Source organism: Kitasatospora sp. NPDC087315 (genome assembly GCF_044744345.1).
GTDB lineage: Bacteria > Actinomycetota > Actinomycetes > Streptomycetales > Streptomycetaceae > Kitasatospora.
This window is the reverse complement of sequence record NZ_JBIUYD010000007.1, coordinates 299,121-314,620: the sequence shown is the minus strand read 5'-3', so window position 1 is coordinate 314,620 and position 15,500 is coordinate 299,121. Positions and strand designations below refer to the sequence as shown.

18 protein-coding genes and 1 pseudogene are annotated in these 15,500 nt (G+C 71.7%); 10 read left to right on the top strand and 9 right to left on the bottom strand.

The genetic code is table 11. The features are described 5' to 3' along the window. Nucleotides 1-92 precede the first annotated feature (92 nt). Complete coding sequence (locus ACIO5D_RS13140; RefSeq protein ID WP_400795074.1) at nt 93-776, bottom strand: hypothetical protein; 684 nt, start codon at nt 774-776, stop codon at nt 93-95. 182 nt (nt 777-958) lie between these two features. On the opposite strand from ACIO5D_RS13140, the pseudogene ACIO5D_RS13135 reads away from it, so the two are divergent. Together ACIO5D_RS13135 and ACIO5D_RS13130 are read left to right on the top strand one after the other, a co-directional pair. Then, nucleotides 959-1,285 (top strand): annotated as a pseudogene (locus ACIO5D_RS13135) (transposase); the annotation flags it as partial. A gap of 61 nt (nt 1,286-1,346) precedes the next feature. Next, complete coding sequence (locus ACIO5D_RS13130; RefSeq protein ID WP_400795072.1) at nt 1,347-2,114, top strand: hypothetical protein; 768 nt, start codon at nt 1,347-1,349, stop codon at nt 2,112-2,114. Between the two features lie 521 nt (nt 2,115-2,635). Here the strand turns inward: ACIO5D_RS13130 and ACIO5D_RS13125 are convergent. Both ACIO5D_RS13125 and ACIO5D_RS13120 read right to left on the bottom strand, forming a co-directional pair. Then, on the bottom strand, nt 2,636-3,124 hold the full coding sequence (locus ACIO5D_RS13125; RefSeq protein ID WP_363605964.1) for a MarR family transcriptional regulator: 489 nt from the start codon (nt 3,122-3,124) through the stop codon (nt 2,636-2,638). Between the two features lie 88 nt (nt 3,125-3,212). Continuing rightward, nucleotides 3,213-4,490 (bottom strand): hypothetical protein, encoded by a 1,278-nt coding sequence (locus tag ACIO5D_RS13120; RefSeq protein WP_400795070.1) that lies wholly within the window; start codon nt 4,488-4,490, stop codon nt 3,213-3,215. Between the two features lie 170 nt (nt 4,491-4,660). Here ACIO5D_RS13120 and ACIO5D_RS13115 point away from each other — a divergent pair, with 170 nt between their 5' ends. Continuing rightward, complete coding sequence (locus tag ACIO5D_RS13115; RefSeq protein WP_400795068.1) at nt 4,661-5,251, top strand: DUF4291 domain-containing protein; 591 nt, start codon at nt 4,661-4,663, stop codon at nt 5,249-5,251. 6 nt (nt 5,252-5,257) lie between these two features. Here ACIO5D_RS13115 and ACIO5D_RS13110 read toward each other — a convergent pair whose 3' ends face one another. Together ACIO5D_RS13110 and ACIO5D_RS13105 are read right to left on the bottom strand one after the other, a co-directional pair. After that, nucleotides 5,258-6,943, bottom strand: a complete 1,686-nt coding sequence (locus ACIO5D_RS13110; protein WP_400795066.1) for an RICIN domain-containing protein — start codon at nt 6,941-6,943, stop codon at nt 5,258-5,260. A gap of 260 nt (nt 6,944-7,203) precedes the next feature. After that, nucleotides 7,204-7,443 (bottom strand): chaplin, encoded by a 240-nt coding sequence (locus tag ACIO5D_RS13105; RefSeq protein WP_363605969.1) that lies wholly within the window; start codon nt 7,441-7,443, stop codon nt 7,204-7,206. A 232-nt stretch (nt 7,444-7,675) separates the two neighbouring features. Between ACIO5D_RS13105 and ACIO5D_RS13100 the strand changes: the two genes are divergently transcribed. The 4 genes from ACIO5D_RS13100 (at nt 7,676) to ACIO5D_RS13085 (ending at nt 9,374) form a co-directional block, all read left to right on the top strand. After that, entirely contained in the window at nt 7,676-7,927 is a 252-nt protein-coding gene (locus ACIO5D_RS13100) for a chaplin (protein ID WP_400654402.1), read from the top strand. A gap of 335 nt (nt 7,928-8,262) precedes the next feature. Beyond that, nucleotides 8,263-8,505 (top strand): chaplin, encoded by a 243-nt coding sequence (locus tag ACIO5D_RS13095; protein ID WP_400795064.1) that lies wholly within the window; start codon nt 8,263-8,265, stop codon nt 8,503-8,505. A gap of 111 nt (nt 8,506-8,616) precedes the next feature. Beyond that, entirely contained in the window at nt 8,617-8,886 is a 270-nt protein-coding gene (locus ACIO5D_RS13090) for a chaplin (protein ID WP_363605972.1), read from the top strand. Nucleotides 8,887-9,005: 119 nt separating this feature from the next. After that, nucleotides 9,006-9,374, top strand: coding sequence for a hypothetical protein (locus tag ACIO5D_RS13085; RefSeq protein ID WP_400654399.1), 369 nt, complete (start codon nt 9,006-9,008; stop codon nt 9,372-9,374). A 105-nt stretch (nt 9,375-9,479) separates the two neighbouring features. On the opposite strand, the gene ACIO5D_RS13080 is transcribed toward ACIO5D_RS13085, so the two are convergent. Beyond that, a complete protein-coding gene (locus ACIO5D_RS13080; RefSeq protein ID WP_363605975.1) occupies nt 9,480-10,136 on the bottom strand; it encodes a hypothetical protein in 657 nt (218 codons plus the stop codon). Between the two features lie 301 nt (nt 10,137-10,437). On the opposite strand from ACIO5D_RS13080, the gene ACIO5D_RS13075 reads away from it, so the two are divergent. The 3 genes from ACIO5D_RS13075 to ACIO5D_RS13065 all read left to right on the top strand — a co-directional run bounded on the left by ACIO5D_RS13075 (nt 10,438) and on the right by ACIO5D_RS13065 (nt 11,676). Further along, the gene (locus tag ACIO5D_RS13075; RefSeq protein ID WP_363605976.1) at nt 10,438-10,782 is read left to right on the top strand and encodes a rodlet layer protein; all 345 of its coding nucleotides are present in this window, start codon (nt 10,438-10,440) and stop codon (nt 10,780-10,782) included. A 75-nt stretch (nt 10,783-10,857) separates the two neighbouring features. Then, the gene (locus tag ACIO5D_RS13070; RefSeq protein ID WP_400795062.1) at nt 10,858-11,202 is read left to right on the top strand and encodes a rodlet layer protein; all 345 of its coding nucleotides are present in this window, start codon (nt 10,858-10,860) and stop codon (nt 11,200-11,202) included. A gap of 216 nt (nt 11,203-11,418) precedes the next feature. Further along, nucleotides 11,419-11,676 (top strand): hypothetical protein, encoded by a 258-nt coding sequence (locus tag ACIO5D_RS13065; protein WP_363605979.1) that lies wholly within the window; start codon nt 11,419-11,421, stop codon nt 11,674-11,676. Between the two features lie 74 nt (nt 11,677-11,750). Here the strand turns inward: ACIO5D_RS13065 and hemB are convergent, their stop codons facing one another. The 3 genes from hemB to hemC form a co-directional block, all read right to left on the bottom strand. Then, nucleotides 11,751-12,731 (bottom strand): porphobilinogen synthase, encoded by a 981-nt coding sequence (gene hemB / locus ACIO5D_RS13060; protein WP_363605980.1) that lies wholly within the window; start codon nt 12,729-12,731, stop codon nt 11,751-11,753. Between the two features lie 82 nt (nt 12,732-12,813). Beyond that, a complete protein-coding gene (locus ACIO5D_RS13055; protein WP_363605982.1) occupies nt 12,814-14,481 on the bottom strand; it encodes a uroporphyrinogen-III synthase in 1,668 nt (555 codons plus the stop codon). Further along, the gene (gene hemC, locus ACIO5D_RS13050; RefSeq protein WP_400795060.1) at nt 14,478-15,488 is read right to left on the bottom strand and encodes a hydroxymethylbilane synthase; all 1,011 of its coding nucleotides are present in this window, start codon (nt 15,486-15,488) and stop codon (nt 14,478-14,480) included. Before hemC ends, ACIO5D_RS13055 begins: the two co-directional genes overlap by 4 nt. Between the last annotated feature and the right edge of the window lie 12 nt (nt 15,489-15,500).

The following is a 15,500-nucleotide window of genomic DNA, read 5'->3' as shown; positions in this document are numbered from 1 at the left end:
CTGCCGAGTACGAAGCCGCCTACTACAGCCAACAGCAGCCAAACCTGCAGGTCACAGCAACAATCTAGAGTCTCTGCAGAACCCGCAGCGGTTCACATTGGCCCGATGTCGTCGGATCGCTCGGACCGCTCCCGCAGGGAGTAGAGCGTTGGACGCTCAATGCCAAGCAGGTTGAATTCGCTGATCCTGTCGATGACCGCGCGCAACTCTGCTTGCAATGCTTCGAGCGCCTTGTGACTGGTAGCGCTGCGAAGCCACGCCGGCCAAGTCGCGAAGAAGAGCGCTTGAGCTGGCTTAGCCAGTGCGCGGAGGTAAGCGATCTTGTTCCTGTCATCCAGCTCCGCCAGGTAGACCCAACGCGCTGTGACGGCGAATTCCCCAAGGAGCCCGCGCAGAGCAGCCCATGTTGCGCTGGCGCCACCGGATTCGTAGCCATCCACGAGTGCCTTGGTAGCCCCGTCCACCTGCTCCCACCACCGGCGACTCTCATCCCATGCCTGGTGGGCCCCGAAGCGTGTTGACCTGACGAGTTGCCCGTCAACCTCCTCCTCCGTCGTGATCGTGTTCTGGGCGGACACTTGTGCAGCCGCCTCCAAGCGGTCACACGCCGCGAGGAGTACAGCAACGTGCGACCCTAGTTCGTAGCGGGCCTGCATCGCCGCCTTGATTCGAGTGCTGCGTCCCTCAAGCAACGGCTTCACTGTCAGTTCCAGCACCGTTGTAGTGGCAAGTGCTGTTAGGACTGCTGCGGTGACCGCGTCCCCCATGCTCGACATGTGGAGGATGATCCCACACTGCCTCTCGAACGAAACACGGTCAGCGGCTGGACAGTTGGCTCGCCGATGGGACCACCGGCAGACTTCCGCGACCGACCGTGCAACCAGTTCCACACCGTCTTCGAGTCTGTGCCGTAGCGCTCAGCCAGTGCAATCGTGGTCGGCCGACGACCGGCTACGGCGCCCCAGTACTCAAGGCCTACGCCGGCGCCTCCCCCGTCACCCGGGCCTCCGGCAAGAAGTCCAGCATCACCCGCCGCTGGGTGAAGAACGACCGCCTCAACCACGCCGGCTACCTCTGGGCCTTCTTCGCGATCACCGCCCCACCCGGCGCGAAGGCACACTACCGGCGCCGCCGTGACGACCACGGCGACTGGCACGCCGCCGGCCAGCGCAACCTCTTCAACCGCATGCTCGGCCAGCTCTACCACTGCCTCAAGAACCGCCGCCTGTTCGACGAACACACCGCGTTCCCCGCGCCGCAGTCCCCAGCACTGGCGGTGGCGTAGGCGTCTCGCTTGCGACTCACCGACCTGCGGAGGTCGCTCGACAGCGTGCTTGAATCACCGGATGATCGACTGGTCCACACTATACGACGCCTACGGCCCGGCACACGCGATACCCGGGCTGCTGGACCGGGCCGTCGATCGTGACCAGGAGGCCATCGACTGGCTCTGGGGGCGCTTGTGCCACCAGGGGACGATCACCCCCGCTAGCATCGCTGCACTGCCGCGGCTGGCGGACATCGCGAAAGCCGAGGACACCGGGGACTGGGCGCTCGATCTGGCCGGCGCCATAGCGGGCGGCCTCCTCCAACCCCACGGCGCCGACGAAGAAGTCGCCCGCTGCACGCCGGCCCTGGCCGAGCTGCGGGCCACGGCCGCCGCCCGGCTGAGGCCTGGCCTGGACCGCAAGACCTACCTCAGCCGGCTGCAGGCCATGCTCGCGTTCGACGGCCAACCCCTGTGGTTCGAGACCCTGGACGACTTCACCGATTCCTTCGTCACCGTCGCCTGCCCGCACTGCGACGCACCGGTGACGATCGCGGTCGGCGACCACGGCTGCTACTCCTCGATCCGGGACTGGAACCTGGGGGACGTCCACCAGGTCCCGCTCCGGCCGGCCACCCCGCACGAGCTGACCGGCACCGCGCGGATGCTGCACGAGTCGGCCGTACGGGATGGCCAGCAAAGGCTCGCCTGGGGCCTGACGCATCTGTTCGGCCGGGCGGAATGCCCAGGATGCGGAAGCGTCTTCGGCATCGCCGACGAGTACGAAGCCGCCAACGCTCCCGCCCCATGGAACTTCGCCCGAAGCCACACCAACGACGCTCCCTGACCACCGGCAGGCCCTCGAAATCGAACATCAAGCTCATGCCCGCCGTCCCGACTTGACGGCCTGGCGCCGTGAAATGTCTTGATCCCATCCTTCCGCTTGCCACCGAAAGACCCTGCGAAACGAGGGCACATCCAGGGCACATGAGGGTGGAAAACACCGCTGACCAGCGTCAACTACTGGAGGTAGTTTTCGCTGGTCAGCAGCACTTTAGCGACAAAACCCCAGGTCAAGGGCCTGCGGGGGCCAATAGCTGCACGAGTGGCAGGACTTCGCCAACCGGCTGCACGACGCCGGGCACCAGCTGTACTGCCTGGTCTGGCCGTGACCCCGGGGCCGGCTGCTTTCTGATCGACCGACAGCAGCGTTTCCCCAAGGGCCCGAAGGGACCGCCGGCCAGGGTCGGGGCCCGGCGACGGAGACTTTCCTGCGGCCGATCACGGTGACAGCGGCGTCCGGAGTGACCGTCAGCAAGCCCGTGCAGAGCACCGCCGGAGCGAGTGGGAGCCGCCGGGCCGCCGCCCTCAGCCCCGGGGGCGGCGGGCCCTGCGCACCACGCGTTCACTCTCCACCGGCTCCGCCAGCGGGCCGTCCACCAGCCGCGACAGGGCCGAGACGAAGAACTCCCGTTCGGGCTCGGGCAGCGACTCCAGCACCTCCCGGTGCACCCGGTCGGCGATCGCGGTGCCCTGTGCGACGGCGTGCCCGCCCGCCTCGGTCACCGAGATGATCCGGGCCCGGCGGTCGGTGGCGGACGGACGGCGCTCGGCCAGGCCCGCCTTCTCCAGTTCGTCGACGGTGACGACCATGGTGGTCTTGTCGAGGTCGGCCAGTTCGGCCAGCTGGATCTGGGTGCGCTCGGCCTCCTGCGCGTGAAAGAGCACGCAGTAGGCGCGCGGGGTGATCCCGAGCTCGGTGAAGGCCGCCGCCATCCGGGTCGCCAGGACGTGGCTGGCGTGATCCAGCAGTCCGGAGATGTCGCGGATCTGGCGCACGGGCGGGATCGTCGTCATACGTCCGAGCGTAGCAAGGCCGTCTGCTGGCGGATGATCCCGTTGACCAACTAAACGCGGGGCGCCGACACGGGCGGGGCTGTCGGGCCTACGGGATGCCGAGCTCGAACAGCGCGTACCCGGCGTACCAGCCGGCCGCGATCACCGGCATCGCGAACAGGCCCACCAGCGTGGACAGCCGCAGCCGGCGCAGCGCGATCGCCAGGCCGATGAAGAGCGGGAAGGCCGGCAGCAGATACCGCGAGATGTTGCCGAAGATCTGGTTGCTGCTCAGCGCGGTGAAGACGGTCAGCGCCGTGTAGACCACCAGCACCAGCGGCGGCCGGGTGCGCAGCAGCAGCACCAGCAGCCCGGGCAGGGCCATCAGCAGGGCGATCGCGATCAGGTCGGGGGCCGGATTGGACTGCCAGAAGGTCCAGTGCCCGGTGATCACGTCCAGCGCGCTCCGGAAAGTGGAGGCGCCCCAGTCGAAGTAGCGGTTCCAGGCGCCGCGCTGGAGCTTGAAGTAGCCGCCCCAGTCGTCCATCCGGTAGCCGACCCAGGCCACGTACCAGAGCAGGCCCCAGGGGGTGATCAGCATCGCGGTCAGGGGGCGCGCGATGCCGTCGGTGCGCCGGATGAGTGCCACCAGCGCCGCGATCGAGACGGCCGCGATCAGGGCGGCGGCGGTCGGCCGGTTGAGGCCGGCCACCAGGGCGAGCAGGCCCGCGGTCAGCCAGCGCCGCGTCATCACGCAGTAGCAGGCCCAGGCGGAGAGCGCGACGAACAACGAGTCCGAGTAGACCGCCCACTCGACGCCCGAACCGGGGAACAGCCCCCAGACCACCGCCGCGATCACGCCCGCCCTGAAGCCGCCCAGCCGCTCGGCGATCGCGAAGATCCCGGCCGCCGCGAAGAAGGAGGCCAGCACCGACACCACGATGCCGGAGCCGTACGGGCCGAGGCCGGTGACCGCCCCCACCAGGTTCATCAGCCACGGGTAGAGCGGGAAGAAGGCCGCCGAGTTCTCGTAGTAGGTGGCGAGCGGATAGCCCTCCAGCCGGATCAGCTGCGGGTCGTAGCCGAACTCGGCGATCCGCTGGTACCAGACGCCGTCCCAGGTACCGAGCACGTCCCAGGGCTGGGCACCGCCGCCGCGGCCCGGGTCCTTCTTGAGGTAGTCCCCGGTGTGCGACAGCAGCAGCATGAAGACGGTCAGCCCGGTGGCCTTCACCACCGCGTACGCGCCGAGCGCGGGCGCGAAGCGGTCCACCAGGGCGGCGAACCCGCCCCGGCCGGGCTCCACCGCCTCGTCCTCCCCCGCGAGCGGGCGCGACGACGTGCCGGACTCGGTGCTCGACGATTCGGTGCTCGATGCCGTGCTCATCAGCTCTGGACTCCCCGCCCCCGCTCGTGACCGACGCTGCTACGAACACAGCGACGCCGGCCGAGCCTACGGCACCACGCCAGGGACGCCGGCGGCAGCCGCCCCCGAGCGGCCGGTCCACGGCGAAAACCGGTGGCGCGCGCTGCGGCGGTACGCGGACGATCCAGGGTATGCCCGACGAAATCCCTCCCGTCCGTCAGATCCGCGCGGCCCACACCGCCGAAACCGTCACCGTGTACCAGGGCTTCGGCCCGGAGATCGCCGGCCCGGCCGCCGCGGACGGGCGCTTCCCGGCCGCGTTCAAGCGGGACCGGATGACCTGGGTCAAGCCGTCGTTCCTCTGGCTGATGCACCGCAGCGACTGGGCCCGCGGTGCCGGCCAGGAACGGGTGCTGGCACTGGAGATCAGCCGGGCCGGCTTCGACTGGGCGCTCGGACAGGGGGTGTTGAGCGCGTACACCGGCCGGGTGCACGCGTCGAAGGACGACTGGAAGCGGGAGCTGCGACGCAGTCCGGTCCGGGTGCAGTGGGATCCGGAGCGGGACGTGCGACTGCGGCCGCTGGCCTGGCGGGCGGTCCAGATCGGGCTGCGCGGTGAGGCGGTGCGGCGGTACGCGGACGAGTGGATCAGCCGGATCACGGATGTCACGGCGCTGGCCGAAGAGGTACGGCGAACCGGGGACAGCGCGTTGCTGCCGGTGGAGCTTCCGTACCCGCTGGACGCCTCCGCCGCCGCCCGGTTGGGGGCGGCGGCGGGGTAGCACCGGTCAGCCGTGCAGGTAGACGATGCCGAGCTTGGTGAGCTGCCAGAGCTGGCCGGCCGCACCGGTGTCGGCGGCGAGCTCGACCAGCGGGTTGCCCTTGGCGTCGAGGTCGCCGCTCGCGGTGACGACCTTGCTCCGGTCCTGCGAGTCGGCCAGCTTGTAGAGGCCGTCGCCGGCCGGCTCGAAGATCCAGTGCTGGTTGCCGCCGCCGTTGCAGCGCCACTGTTCCAGCCGGGTGCCGGGGGCGGTGGAACCACCGGTGGCGTCCAGGCACATGTCCCGGTTGCCGCTGAAGTCGAGTTCGTAGCCGCCGCCCTGCTCGGCCTCCAGGACGAAGGACTGGTTGAGGCCGCCGGTGGCCGGATAGGTGATCGCGTTCCGGCCGTTGGTGGCGTCGCCGTAGGTGCCGCCACCGGAGAGGTCGAGCACCCGGCCCGTGGCGGGGCTGGTCAGCTGGTACCAGGCGCCGTCCTCGGGCCCGTCGCCGAACGGCCTGCCGGGGGTGAGCGGTTCGATCGACGTGGTGTTCTGCTGGTTGAGGGTGCAGTAGGCCTGCTGCTGGCCCGGCCGGGCGTAGAACTGGCCGAGGCAGCCGCCCTCGCCGCGGTAACCGGCCACCCTCAGGTGGTACGACTGGCGAACCATGTTCATGCAGAGACCGGGGATGCCGATCTGCTGGTCGCAGCCGTTGCGGACCCACTCGGACAGATTGATGACGTCCCCGTTGGTGTACTCGTACGGGGAACTGGTCCACTCCGCGCAGACCTCGTGGCCGAAGGCGACCCGCCGCTGGTCCAGGTACCGGACGCCGGGCACCTGTTCGGCCGCGCCGCGCAGGGTGTCACTGAAGACCGGGACCACCCAGTTGTGCCCCCAGGCGAGGTCCTCGGGGAAGGCCGGGCAGCCGTCGGCGACCTTGCCGAGGTAGTCGTTGCGGCGGATGTCGGGGGTGATCGGGTTGAAGTACGACTGGTAGACCAGCTGGTAGGAGGAGTCGGCGTAGCCGGCCGCCCGCATGGTCTGCCGGATGTTCCGCAGCGCGGCGACCACCTTGGGCTGGACCTTCCCGGCCCGCTGGGCGATCTCGTCGCTGCCGACGGTGTCGCGGCAGCCCTGGTCCTTGGGGATCGGGAAGTACTGCGCGAGGCAGTGCATCATGATCCCGCTGAAGTCGAAGTCGTCGTTGGCGCCGATCGTGACGACGACCATTTTGACGTCGTACCGGCCCGCCACCTCGGCGAGTTGGACGTCCTGCTTGCGCTCGCCGAAGTCGCCGCTGCCCGGCCCGGTGATCTTCGCCAGCTCGGGGTCGCTGACCAGGTCACCGGTCTGGGCGCCGGAACAGGCGAGGTCGACGGGGGTGACGCCGGGGATGCCGGTGACGAAGATCTCCGACCTGGGGTGCCGGTGGCAGTAGTTGGTGGGGGTGTCGGTCTCCGGGAAGTAGCCGTCGCCGGTGTCGGTACCGGCGCCCTCCCCGGAGATGGCGCTGTCGCCGAGGGCGACGATCGCGGCCGGACGGGCGGGGCCGGCCGCCGGGGCGGCCGGGCCGGGGTCGGCGAGGGCGGCGGGGGCTCCGGCCAGGCCGAGGGTGGCGATGAGGGCGCCCGCCGCGAGCAGCGCGCCGTACGGGGAGCGGCGCGCGGCCGTCCGACCTCGCCGCGCACCTGCCGATCGTGACCTGATCACACGCGACTCCTTGCGGGGTGGGGCCGCCCGGCCGGGGGCGCCGGACGGTTCGGAGCAAAGGAAGGTGAGCAGGTCTCACATTCTAGGTACTGACAAGTAACGCAACAAGGCTTCGGACAGCGCCGGGAGTTGACGCCACCGCGGGCCCGGACGGACCAGGAGGACCGACGTCCGGGGCCCGGAAAAGCGGAGAGCCGCCGCCCCGCGCCCCAGGAGGGAAGCGCGCGGCGACGGCTCACGCCGGCCGAACCGGGCGTGGATCAGCCAGCGTTGACGCAGTGGTTGCCGAACGCGGGGTTCAGCAGACCGACGATGTCGATGGTGTTGCCGCACGCGTTGATCGGGATGTGCACCGGGACCTGGATCTGGTTGCCGGAGATGACGCCGGGGGAGCCGGCGGCGACACCCTCGGCGCCGGAGCTGGCCACCGCGGAGCCGGCACCGGCCGCCACGATGCCTACCACGGCGGCACCGACGGCGGCCGTCTTCTTGATGCTCATAGGAGCCTCCTGACTATTCGACAGATATGCACGGGGAGTGCGACATCTCCAACGACACCCGCCCGGCCCGGTTGCTACGACGCGCCCACTGTCACCCGACCGGCTCAACGGGCCTGGGCGGCCAGGCATTTGGGTGATCACCGGAGCCGACCGTTTCCCGCCGGGCGCTGCCTCGTTCTCCCTGGCGGAACACACTCCACCCAGGCCCCTCTCACGAATCGAGATACCGCACATGCGCAAGCTCGCCCACGGCGTCCTCGGCACCGCGGCCACCGCCGCCCTGCTGGCCGCCGGCGCCGGCGCCGCCTCGGCCCACCACCTCCACGGCGCCTCCGCCGAGGGTGTCGCGGCCGGCTCGCCCGGGGTGATCTCGGGCAACCAGATCCAGGTGCCGGTACACGTCCCGATCAACCTGTGCGGCAACAGCATCGACATCATCGGCCTGCTCAACCCGGCGTTCGGCAACCACTGCGTCAACGCCTGACCCGTCCGGGGGACGCCGCCCGGCTCCACCGTCGCGAGGCCCGACGACTCCCGGGAGATCCGCGGCCGTCCGCCGCCCGCGTTCCGCGCGGAGCGGCGGACGCTCCGGAATTCCTCCTGGTCGCGCCTTCGCGCGAAACAATCCCGGCCGTGCGGGAATTGTTCGCGAGACACGGAAACGAGGCGGCCGCGGAACGTCCGAGCCACGGACGGAACACGCCGCTCTGCGCCGCCGGAGTGACAATCACGGAAAATCCAGAAGCCATCGGGCGATGATTTCACTTTCGCCCGGATCCCGACATTCCCAACCCGTCGGGCAGAAAACGGAGGAAAGACATGCGCAACATCAAGAAGGCCGCCGTCCTGTCCCTCGCCACCGCCGGCCTGGTCGTCGGCGCGGCCGGCGGCGCGTTCGCCAGCTCCGGTGCCGAGGGCGTCGCCGCCGGCTCCCCCGGTGTGCTCTCCGGCAACCAGATCCAGATCCCGGTGCACGTCCCGGTCAACCTGTGCGGCAACAGCATCGACATCATCGGCCTGCTGAACCCGGCGTTCGGCAACCACTGCGCCAACGTCGGCTGAACCCCGCGGTCGCCGTAGCGGCGACCGCCGGTTCACCGAGCCCGGGCCGCACCCCGCGACCAGCGGGGTGCGGCCCGCTCCACCCGTGTGTGATCGAGGAGATCTACCCCCATGCAGAACGTGAAGAAGGCCGCCGTCCTGACCGCCGCCGCTGCCGGCCTGGCGCTGGGCGCGGCGGGCTCCGCCGTCGCCAGCTCCGGTGCCGAGGGCGTCGCCGCCGGCTCCCCCGGCGTCGTCTCCGGCAACCAGATCCAGGTGCCGGTGCACGTGCCGGTCAACCTGTGCGGCAACTCCATCAACATCATCGGCCTGCTGAACCCGGCGTTCGGCAACCACTGCGCCAACGTCGAGGCGCCCCCGGTGCACGAGGACGACTGCTGATCTCCGATCGGCACGCGTTCCGCCGTCCTGCCCCCCGACCAGCCGGCCGGGGGGCAGTTCGGCATCCCCGGGCGCACCCCGGCCGCCCGGGAACCCGATCCCCCGAAGGGTGATTCCGCATGATCTCGATCTCGAAGAAGAGCGGGGCCGGCCTCGCCGCCGCCCTGGGCGCCGCCATGCTGCTCGGCGCGGGCACCGCGCACGCGGCGCCCGAAGGCGGTGCCAACCTCCAGCGCACCGACGTCGGCCAGGCGCTCGGCGGTGCGACCACCGGCCTCGGCTACGGCGTCGCACCGCTCAAGGACCTGCGGGTGGACCCGTGGGCGCAGTCCTCGGCCGACGTGCTGAACAACGGCGCGACCGTCCAGCCGGAGAACTCCGGCCTGGCGCCGGTCAGCACCACCACGCTGACCGGCCCGCTGAGCGCCGGCGGCGGACCGCGGGACCTGCCGGCCGTCGGCGCGCTGCTCGGGCTGCTGCCGGGCTGATCCCGCGCCCCGGGCTCCCGGCCGCCCGCACACAGCCGAGAGCCCGGTGCCCCGTCCGTCCGGAGGGGGCACCGGGCTCTCGTCGGCCCGGGGCCGGGTGAGGCCTCAGAGCTGGGTGAGGCCGGTGACGCCGGACTGCTGCACCACGCCGGTGGTGGTGGCGGTGGTGGTCTCGGCCAGGTTCCCCACCGAGTCGGTGACCGAGATCCGCTCGTCCTCGTTGCCGAGGCTGGCCTTGGCGCCGGGGACGGCCTGCACCGTGCCGGTGATCAGTCGCGGGTCGATCTCGCCCACCTTGAGCCGGCCGTCGGCGAGCTGGCCGGTGCCGTCCTGGACGAGGGCGAGCGGCCGGCCCAGCCCGACGCCGGGGGTGTCGGCGTGCAACGGCGCGGCCGGGGCCTCCAGCAGCAGCTCGCCGAGCGCGGCGCCCCGGTCGACCAGCGGCAGCGGCAGATCGGCCTTGGCGGTGGGGCCGACCTTGCCGGTGCCGAGCGCGGGCAGGATCCGCTCCGGGACCAGCGCGTCGCCGGTGGTGTGCCCGGGCACCGGCGGCATCACCAGGGAGGCCGGGATACCGCCGGAGATCCGGCTGCCCAGCGGGGTGAGCGGCAGGTCGAGCGGGACCTGCTGGGTGGCCAGCTGGTCCTCCAGGGCTCCGACCTGGTCGGGGTTGACCGCAGCGGCGGACGCCGCCCCCTGGGAGGCGAGCACGCCCGCACCGACCGCCAGCAGCATCGCGCCGGCCCGCTTGGAGAACTTCATGCTTTTCACCGTTCTGCCTGTCCGTACTGGAGATCTCTGTGGCACGGCTGCGCGGGCGCAGCCGAAAGCAATCTGTCTCAACGAGACAACCGGAGTACGGATTGCGGCGATTAGCCTGTTCGGCTTAATAATCAGACCGGAAACCCTCGCCCGTCGCGCCTCCCGGACTCTTTTCCAAAATCCCCGTAACCTTCCGTGCCGTCGTTCTTTGATCTGAATGTCAGTGACCGCAGACCGGGCCTGAGCGTTGTACGCGTTGTACGCACGGAATCCAAAAAGCATTTCAGAGAGGGATCTCCCCATGATCCAGAAGTCCTTCGCCGCCGCCGGGCTCGCCGCGGCCGCGCTGGCCGTGACCGCGGCGCCGGCCTCGGCCATCGGCGACGCGGACGGCGCCGCCGGGTCCTTCCAGGGCAACGGTGGCACCAACTTCACCGGCACCGTCGGCGACAACAGCCCGAACTTCCACTTCCTGGACAACGCGAACGTCTGCCTCCCCGAGATCCACAACATCGCGGTCGGCGTTCTCGGGGTGGCCGTCCCGGTCGAGGTCCCGATCGCCAACAGCGGCGGCAAGCAGTACTGCACCCAGGGTCAGGGCACCCAGAGCAAGGGTGACGGTGGCATCTCCCACCTGATCGGCTGACCTGCCGCCCACCCGCACCACCCCTGAACCACCCTTCGAATCGCTCCCCGATTCACCCTCGAGAGGAAACCGGAAATGATCAAGAAGTCCCTCGCCGCCGCCGGCCTGGCCGCCGCCGCCATCGCGATGTCCGCCGGCTCGGCTTCCGCCATCGCGGACGCGGACGGCTCGGCCGTCTCGGTCCAGGGCAACGGCGGCACCAACCACACCGGCACCGCCGGCAACAACAGCCCGAACTTCCACACCCTGGACAACCCGAACATCTGCCTGCCGGAGGTCCACAACATCGCGGTCGCCGTCATCGGCGTCGCGGTGCCGGTCGAGGTGCCGATCCTGAACAGCACCCCGAAGCAGATCTGCAACGTCGGCCAGAACACCCAGTCCTCGGGCGACTCGGGTGTCTCGCACCTGATCGGCTGATTCGGGGCATGGCGCGGCCGGAGGGCCCGGGGAGGTCTCCCCGGGCCCTCCGGGCTGTACGGACCGGTCACCCGGACGGGCCGCCGCTCCCGCGTGCGGGCCGGGCGGGTGACAGGCCGTCGGCCCGGCGCGTGGGACGCCGGGCCGACGGGAGCGGTGATCACGTGTCAGTGACAGGGCGCTCCGGGAGAGCGTTCCGACAGAGAGGGCAGATCCATGAAGAGCAAGCTGGGCAAGGCCGCGCTGACCGCCTTCGGCGCGCTGGCGCTCGCGGGTGTCGCCACCCCGGCGTTCGCGCACGTCGGCCTCGCGGGCGGCGGCGAGTTCGTCGCCTCGGCGCACCCCGTGTTCGCCGCCGGTGAGTGGTGGGGCCTCGCGCACACCACCCACATCCACACCGGCGCCCAGGGCTGGGGCGCCGCCACCTCCACCGACGCGCTCGGCGGCGTGGAGGGCTTCGCCCACGTCGGCTGACGTACGGGTGTACGACGAAGGCCGGGCCCGGTGAGGGGCCCGGCCTTCGTCGTACTGGCTCGTACGGCGGTGGGCTACTTGAGCAGCGCGGCGGCCTCGACCGCCCAGTAGGTGAGGATCTGCTCGGCCCCGGCACGGCGGATCGAGGTCAGCGTCTCCATGATCATCCGCTCCCGGTCGATCCAGCCGTTCGCCGCGGCGGCCTCGACCATCGCGTACTCGCCGGAGACCTGGTACGCCGCCACCGGCACCGGCGAGGCGTCGGCGACCTGCCGCAGGACGTCCAGGTAGGCCATCGCGGGCTTGACCATCACCAGGTCGGCGCCCTCCGCGACGTCCTGCGCCAGCTCCCGCAGCGACTCCCGGGCGTTCGCCGGGTCCTGCTGGTAGGTCTTGCGGTCGCCCTTCAGCGAGGAACCGACCGCCTCCCGGAACGGGCCGTAGAACGCCGAGGCGTACTTGGCGGTGTAGGCGAGGATGCCCACGTCCTGGTGCCCCGCGCCGTCCAGCGCCTCGCGGACCACCGCGATCTGACCGTCCATCATCCCGGACGGACCGACCAGGTGGACGCCCGCGTCCGCCTGCACCCGGGCCATCTCGGCGTAGCGCTCCAGCGTCGCGTCGTTGTCCACGCTGCCGTCGGCGGCCAGCACCCCGCAGTGGCCGTGGTCGGTGTACTCGTCCAGGCAGAGGTCGGACATGACCACCAGGGCGTCGCCGACCTCGGCGACCACGTCCCGGATCGCCTGCTGCAGGATGCCGTCCGGGTTGGTGCCCTCGCTGCCGACCGCGTCCTGCACCTCGGGCACGCCGAACAGCATGAGGCCGCCCAGGCCCGCCTCGGCCGCTTCGACGGCGGCCTTGCGCAGGGTGTCGCGGGTGTGCTGGACCACGCCCGGCATCGACGACACCGGGACCGGCTCGCTGACGCCCTCACGGACGAACAGCGGCAGGATCAGCTCCGCCGGGTGCAGCCGGGTCTCGGCGACCAGCCGGCGCATCGCCGGGGTCGAACGCAGCCGGCGGGGGCGGACGTACGGGAATTCAGCGGACACGGCTTCTCTCTCCGAACGGTTGTGCAGCGCCGGGGGCGGCGGGTCGGCCGCCCCCGGGACGAGTATGTCGAACAGCAGGGCCTCAGCGGGCCTTGCGGCGCGAACCGGGGCGGCGCTCGCTGGGCCGGTAGACCGGCTCACCGGCGGCGGTCGCGGTGTCGCGGCGCCTGGCCCCGAAGTCCGCCAGCGCCTGGGCCAGGGCGGCCGCCGACGGCGCCGGGGCCATCACGTCGACCCGCAGGCCGTGCTCCTCGGCGGTCTTGGCGGTGGCCGGGCCGATACAGGCGATGACCGTCACGTTGTGCGGCTTGCCGGCGATGCCGACCAGGTTGCGCACGGTCGAGGACGAGGTGAAGAGCACCGCGTCGAAGCCGCCGCCCTTGATCGCCTCACGGGTCTCGGCCGGCGGCGGCGAGGCGCGGACCGTCCGGTACGCCGTCACGTCGTCGACCTCCCAGCCCAGCTCGACCAGGCCGGCCACCAGGGTCTCGGTGGCGATGTCGGCGCGCGGCAGCAGCACCCGGTCGATCGGGTCGAACACCGGGTCGTACGGCGGCCAGTCCTCCAGCAGCCCGGCCGCGGACTGCTCACCGCTCGGCACCAGGTCCGGCTTCACACCGAAGTCCACCAGGGCCTGCGCGGTGGTCTCGCCGACCGCCGCGACCTTGATCCCGGCGAACGCCCGGGCGTCCAGGCCGTACTCCTCGAACTTCTCCCGGACGGCCCGGACCGCGTTCACCGAGGTGAAGGCGATCCACTCGTAGCGGCCGGTGACCAGGCCCTTGATCGCCCGCTCCATCTGCTGCGGGGTACGCGGCGGCTCGACCGCGATGGTCGGCACCTCCTGCGGTACCGCACCGTACGAGCGCAGCTGCTCGGAGAGGCCGGTGGCCTGCTCCTTGGTGCGCGGCACCAGCACGTTCCAGCCGAACAGCGGCTTGGTCTCGAACCAGGAGTGCGAGGAGCGGTGCGCGACCTGCTCGCCCACCACGGCTATCACCGAGGTCGCCGGGTCCACCGGGGCGGAGACCGGCGAGGGCAGCACCCGGGCCGCCTTCAGGTCGGCCGCGATGGTGGCCAGGGTCGCGGTGAAGGTGCGCTGGCGGGTGGTGGTGCCGGAGAGCGTCGCGCTGAGCGCGGACTCCGGCTTGCGGCCGTTGGAGACCAGCGCGTTGGCGGTGGCCGGCAGCTGCCCCAGGGTGGTGCGCACCACCAGGGTGGTCTCCGGCGCGCCCAGGTCCACCGGGCTGCCGGCGAGCAGCGCGGGACCGTCCACGAACCGGACGTCGGTGCCGCTGCCGCCGCGCAGCGGGACGCCGGCGTAGGCCGGCACGCCGACCGACTGGGCGACGCCCGGGATCACCTCGAACGGGATCCCGTCGCCCGCGCAGCTGAGCATCTCCTCGGCCGCGCAGCCGTCCAGGCCGGGGTCGCCGTCCACGGTGCGGACCACGTGCCGGCCGGAGCGGACGGCCTCGGCGACCAGCTTGGCCAGGTCGAACCCGGCCCCCTCCGCGCCCGGGGTGTGCACCTGCACACCGGCCGGACAGTGACTGCGCACGGCGGCGGCGGTCAGCGGATCGGCGACCAGGACGTCGGCCGAGGCGAGCACCTCGACCGCGCGCAGCGTCAGCAGGCCCGGGTCCCCGGGGCCCGCGCCCAGGAAGGTGCACCGGCCGGCGGCGGACGACCCGCCCGCGAAGGGGCTGTCGGCCGGGAACGGGGTGTCGGTGGCGGTGGTGGGGCTCATCGGGCTCGCTCCCCCATCAGGGCGGCCGCGCCCGCGTCGAGCAGCCGGGCGGCGAGGGCGCGGCCGAGGGCCGCCGCCTGCTGCTCGGCGGTCTCGTCGAGGACGATCGGACCGTGGGCGGACATCTTCAGCAGGGAGGCGCCGTCGACGGTGCCGACCACGCCCTCCAGCCGCAGTTCGGATCGGTGACCCCAGGTGGCCAGCGCGGCGACCGGCGCGGAGCAGCCGGCCTCCAGGGTGGCCAGCAGGGCGCGCTCGGCGGCCACCGCGACCCGGGTGGGGGTGTGGTCGAGGGCGGCCAGCGCGGCGGTCAGCCCGGTGTTGGCGGTGGTGCACTCGACGGCGAGCGCGCCCTGGCCGGGGGCCGGGATCATCAGCTCGGGGTCGAGGTGACCGCTGATCTCGGCGCTGCGGCCGAGCCGGTTGAGGCCGGCCGTGGCCAGCACCACGGCGTCCAGCTCGCCGGAGGTGACGAAGCCGATCCGGGTGTCCACGTTGCCGCGGATCGCGACCGTCTCCAGCGCGGCGCCACGGGCCCGCGCCCAGGCGTTCAGCTGCGCCATCCGGCGCGGCGAGCCGGTGCCGATCCGGGCGGTGCGCCCGGCGCCGGCCAGCTTCTCCACCAGCTCGTCCAGGGCCAGGCCCTCGTGCGCCACCAGGGCGTCGCGGACGTCCTCGCGCTCGGGGACGGCGGCCAGCACCAGGCCCGTGGGCTCGGCGGTGGGCAGGTCCTTCAGCGAGTGCACGGCGAAGTCGATCCGGCCCTCCAGCAGCGCGTCGCGCAGTGCGGAGACGAACACGCCGGTGCCGCCGATCTGCGCCAGCGCCTCCCGGGAGGTGTCGCCGTAGGTGGTGATCTCCACCAGCTCGACGGGGCGCCCGGTGACCCGGGTCACCTCGCGGGCGACCATGCCCGACTGGGCCATGGCGAGCGCGCTGCGCCGGGTGCCGAGCCGCAGCGCTGCGGTCGCGGGCCGGGCCTGGTCGGTGAGCGGTTGACCATTCATGAGGTGATCGTC

Bases quoted from the DNA above. Each gene is read 5' to 3' on its own strand.
- ACIO5D_RS13140 (WP_400795074.1), bottom strand. From the start codon at position 776: ATGTCGAGCATGGGGGACGCGGTCACCGCAGCAGTCCTAACAGCACTT.
- ACIO5D_RS13130 (WP_400795072.1), top strand. From the start codon at position 1,347: ATGATCGACTGGTCCACACTATACGACGCCTACGGCCCGGCACACGCG.
- ACIO5D_RS13125 (WP_363605964.1), bottom strand. From the start codon at position 3,124: ATGACGACGATCCCGCCCGTGCGCCAGATCCGCGACATCTCCGGACTG.
- ACIO5D_RS13120 (WP_400795070.1), bottom strand. From the start codon at position 4,490: ATGAGCACGGCATCGAGCACCGAATCGTCGAGCACCGAGTCCGGCACG.
- ACIO5D_RS13115 (WP_400795068.1), top strand. From the start codon at position 4,661: ATGCCCGACGAAATCCCTCCCGTCCGTCAGATCCGCGCGGCCCACACC.
- ACIO5D_RS13105 (WP_363605969.1), bottom strand. From the start codon at position 7,443: ATGAGCATCAAGAAGACGGCCGCCGTCGGTGCCGCCGTGGTAGGCATC.
- ACIO5D_RS13100 (WP_400654402.1), top strand. From the start codon at position 7,676: ATGCGCAAGCTCGCCCACGGCGTCCTCGGCACCGCGGCCACCGCCGCC.
- ACIO5D_RS13095 (WP_400795064.1), top strand. From the start codon at position 8,263: ATGCGCAACATCAAGAAGGCCGCCGTCCTGTCCCTCGCCACCGCCGGC.
- ACIO5D_RS13090 (WP_363605972.1), top strand. From the start codon at position 8,617: ATGCAGAACGTGAAGAAGGCCGCCGTCCTGACCGCCGCCGCTGCCGGC.
- ACIO5D_RS13085 (WP_400654399.1), top strand. From the start codon at position 9,006: ATGATCTCGATCTCGAAGAAGAGCGGGGCCGGCCTCGCCGCCGCCCTG.
- ACIO5D_RS13080 (WP_363605975.1), bottom strand. From the start codon at position 10,136: ATGAAGTTCTCCAAGCGGGCCGGCGCGATGCTGCTGGCGGTCGGTGCG.
- ACIO5D_RS13075 (WP_363605976.1), top strand. From the start codon at position 10,438: ATGATCCAGAAGTCCTTCGCCGCCGCCGGGCTCGCCGCGGCCGCGCTG.
- ACIO5D_RS13070 (WP_400795062.1), top strand. From the start codon at position 10,858: ATGATCAAGAAGTCCCTCGCCGCCGCCGGCCTGGCCGCCGCCGCCATC.
- ACIO5D_RS13065 (WP_363605979.1), top strand. From the start codon at position 11,419: ATGAAGAGCAAGCTGGGCAAGGCCGCGCTGACCGCCTTCGGCGCGCTG.
- ACIO5D_RS13055 (WP_363605982.1), bottom strand. From the start codon at position 14,481: ATGAGCCCCACCACCGCCACCGACACCCCGTTCCCGGCCGACAGCCCC.
- hemC (WP_400795060.1), bottom strand. From the start codon at position 15,488: ATGAATGGTCAACCGCTCACCGACCAGGCCCGGCCCGCGACCGCAGCG.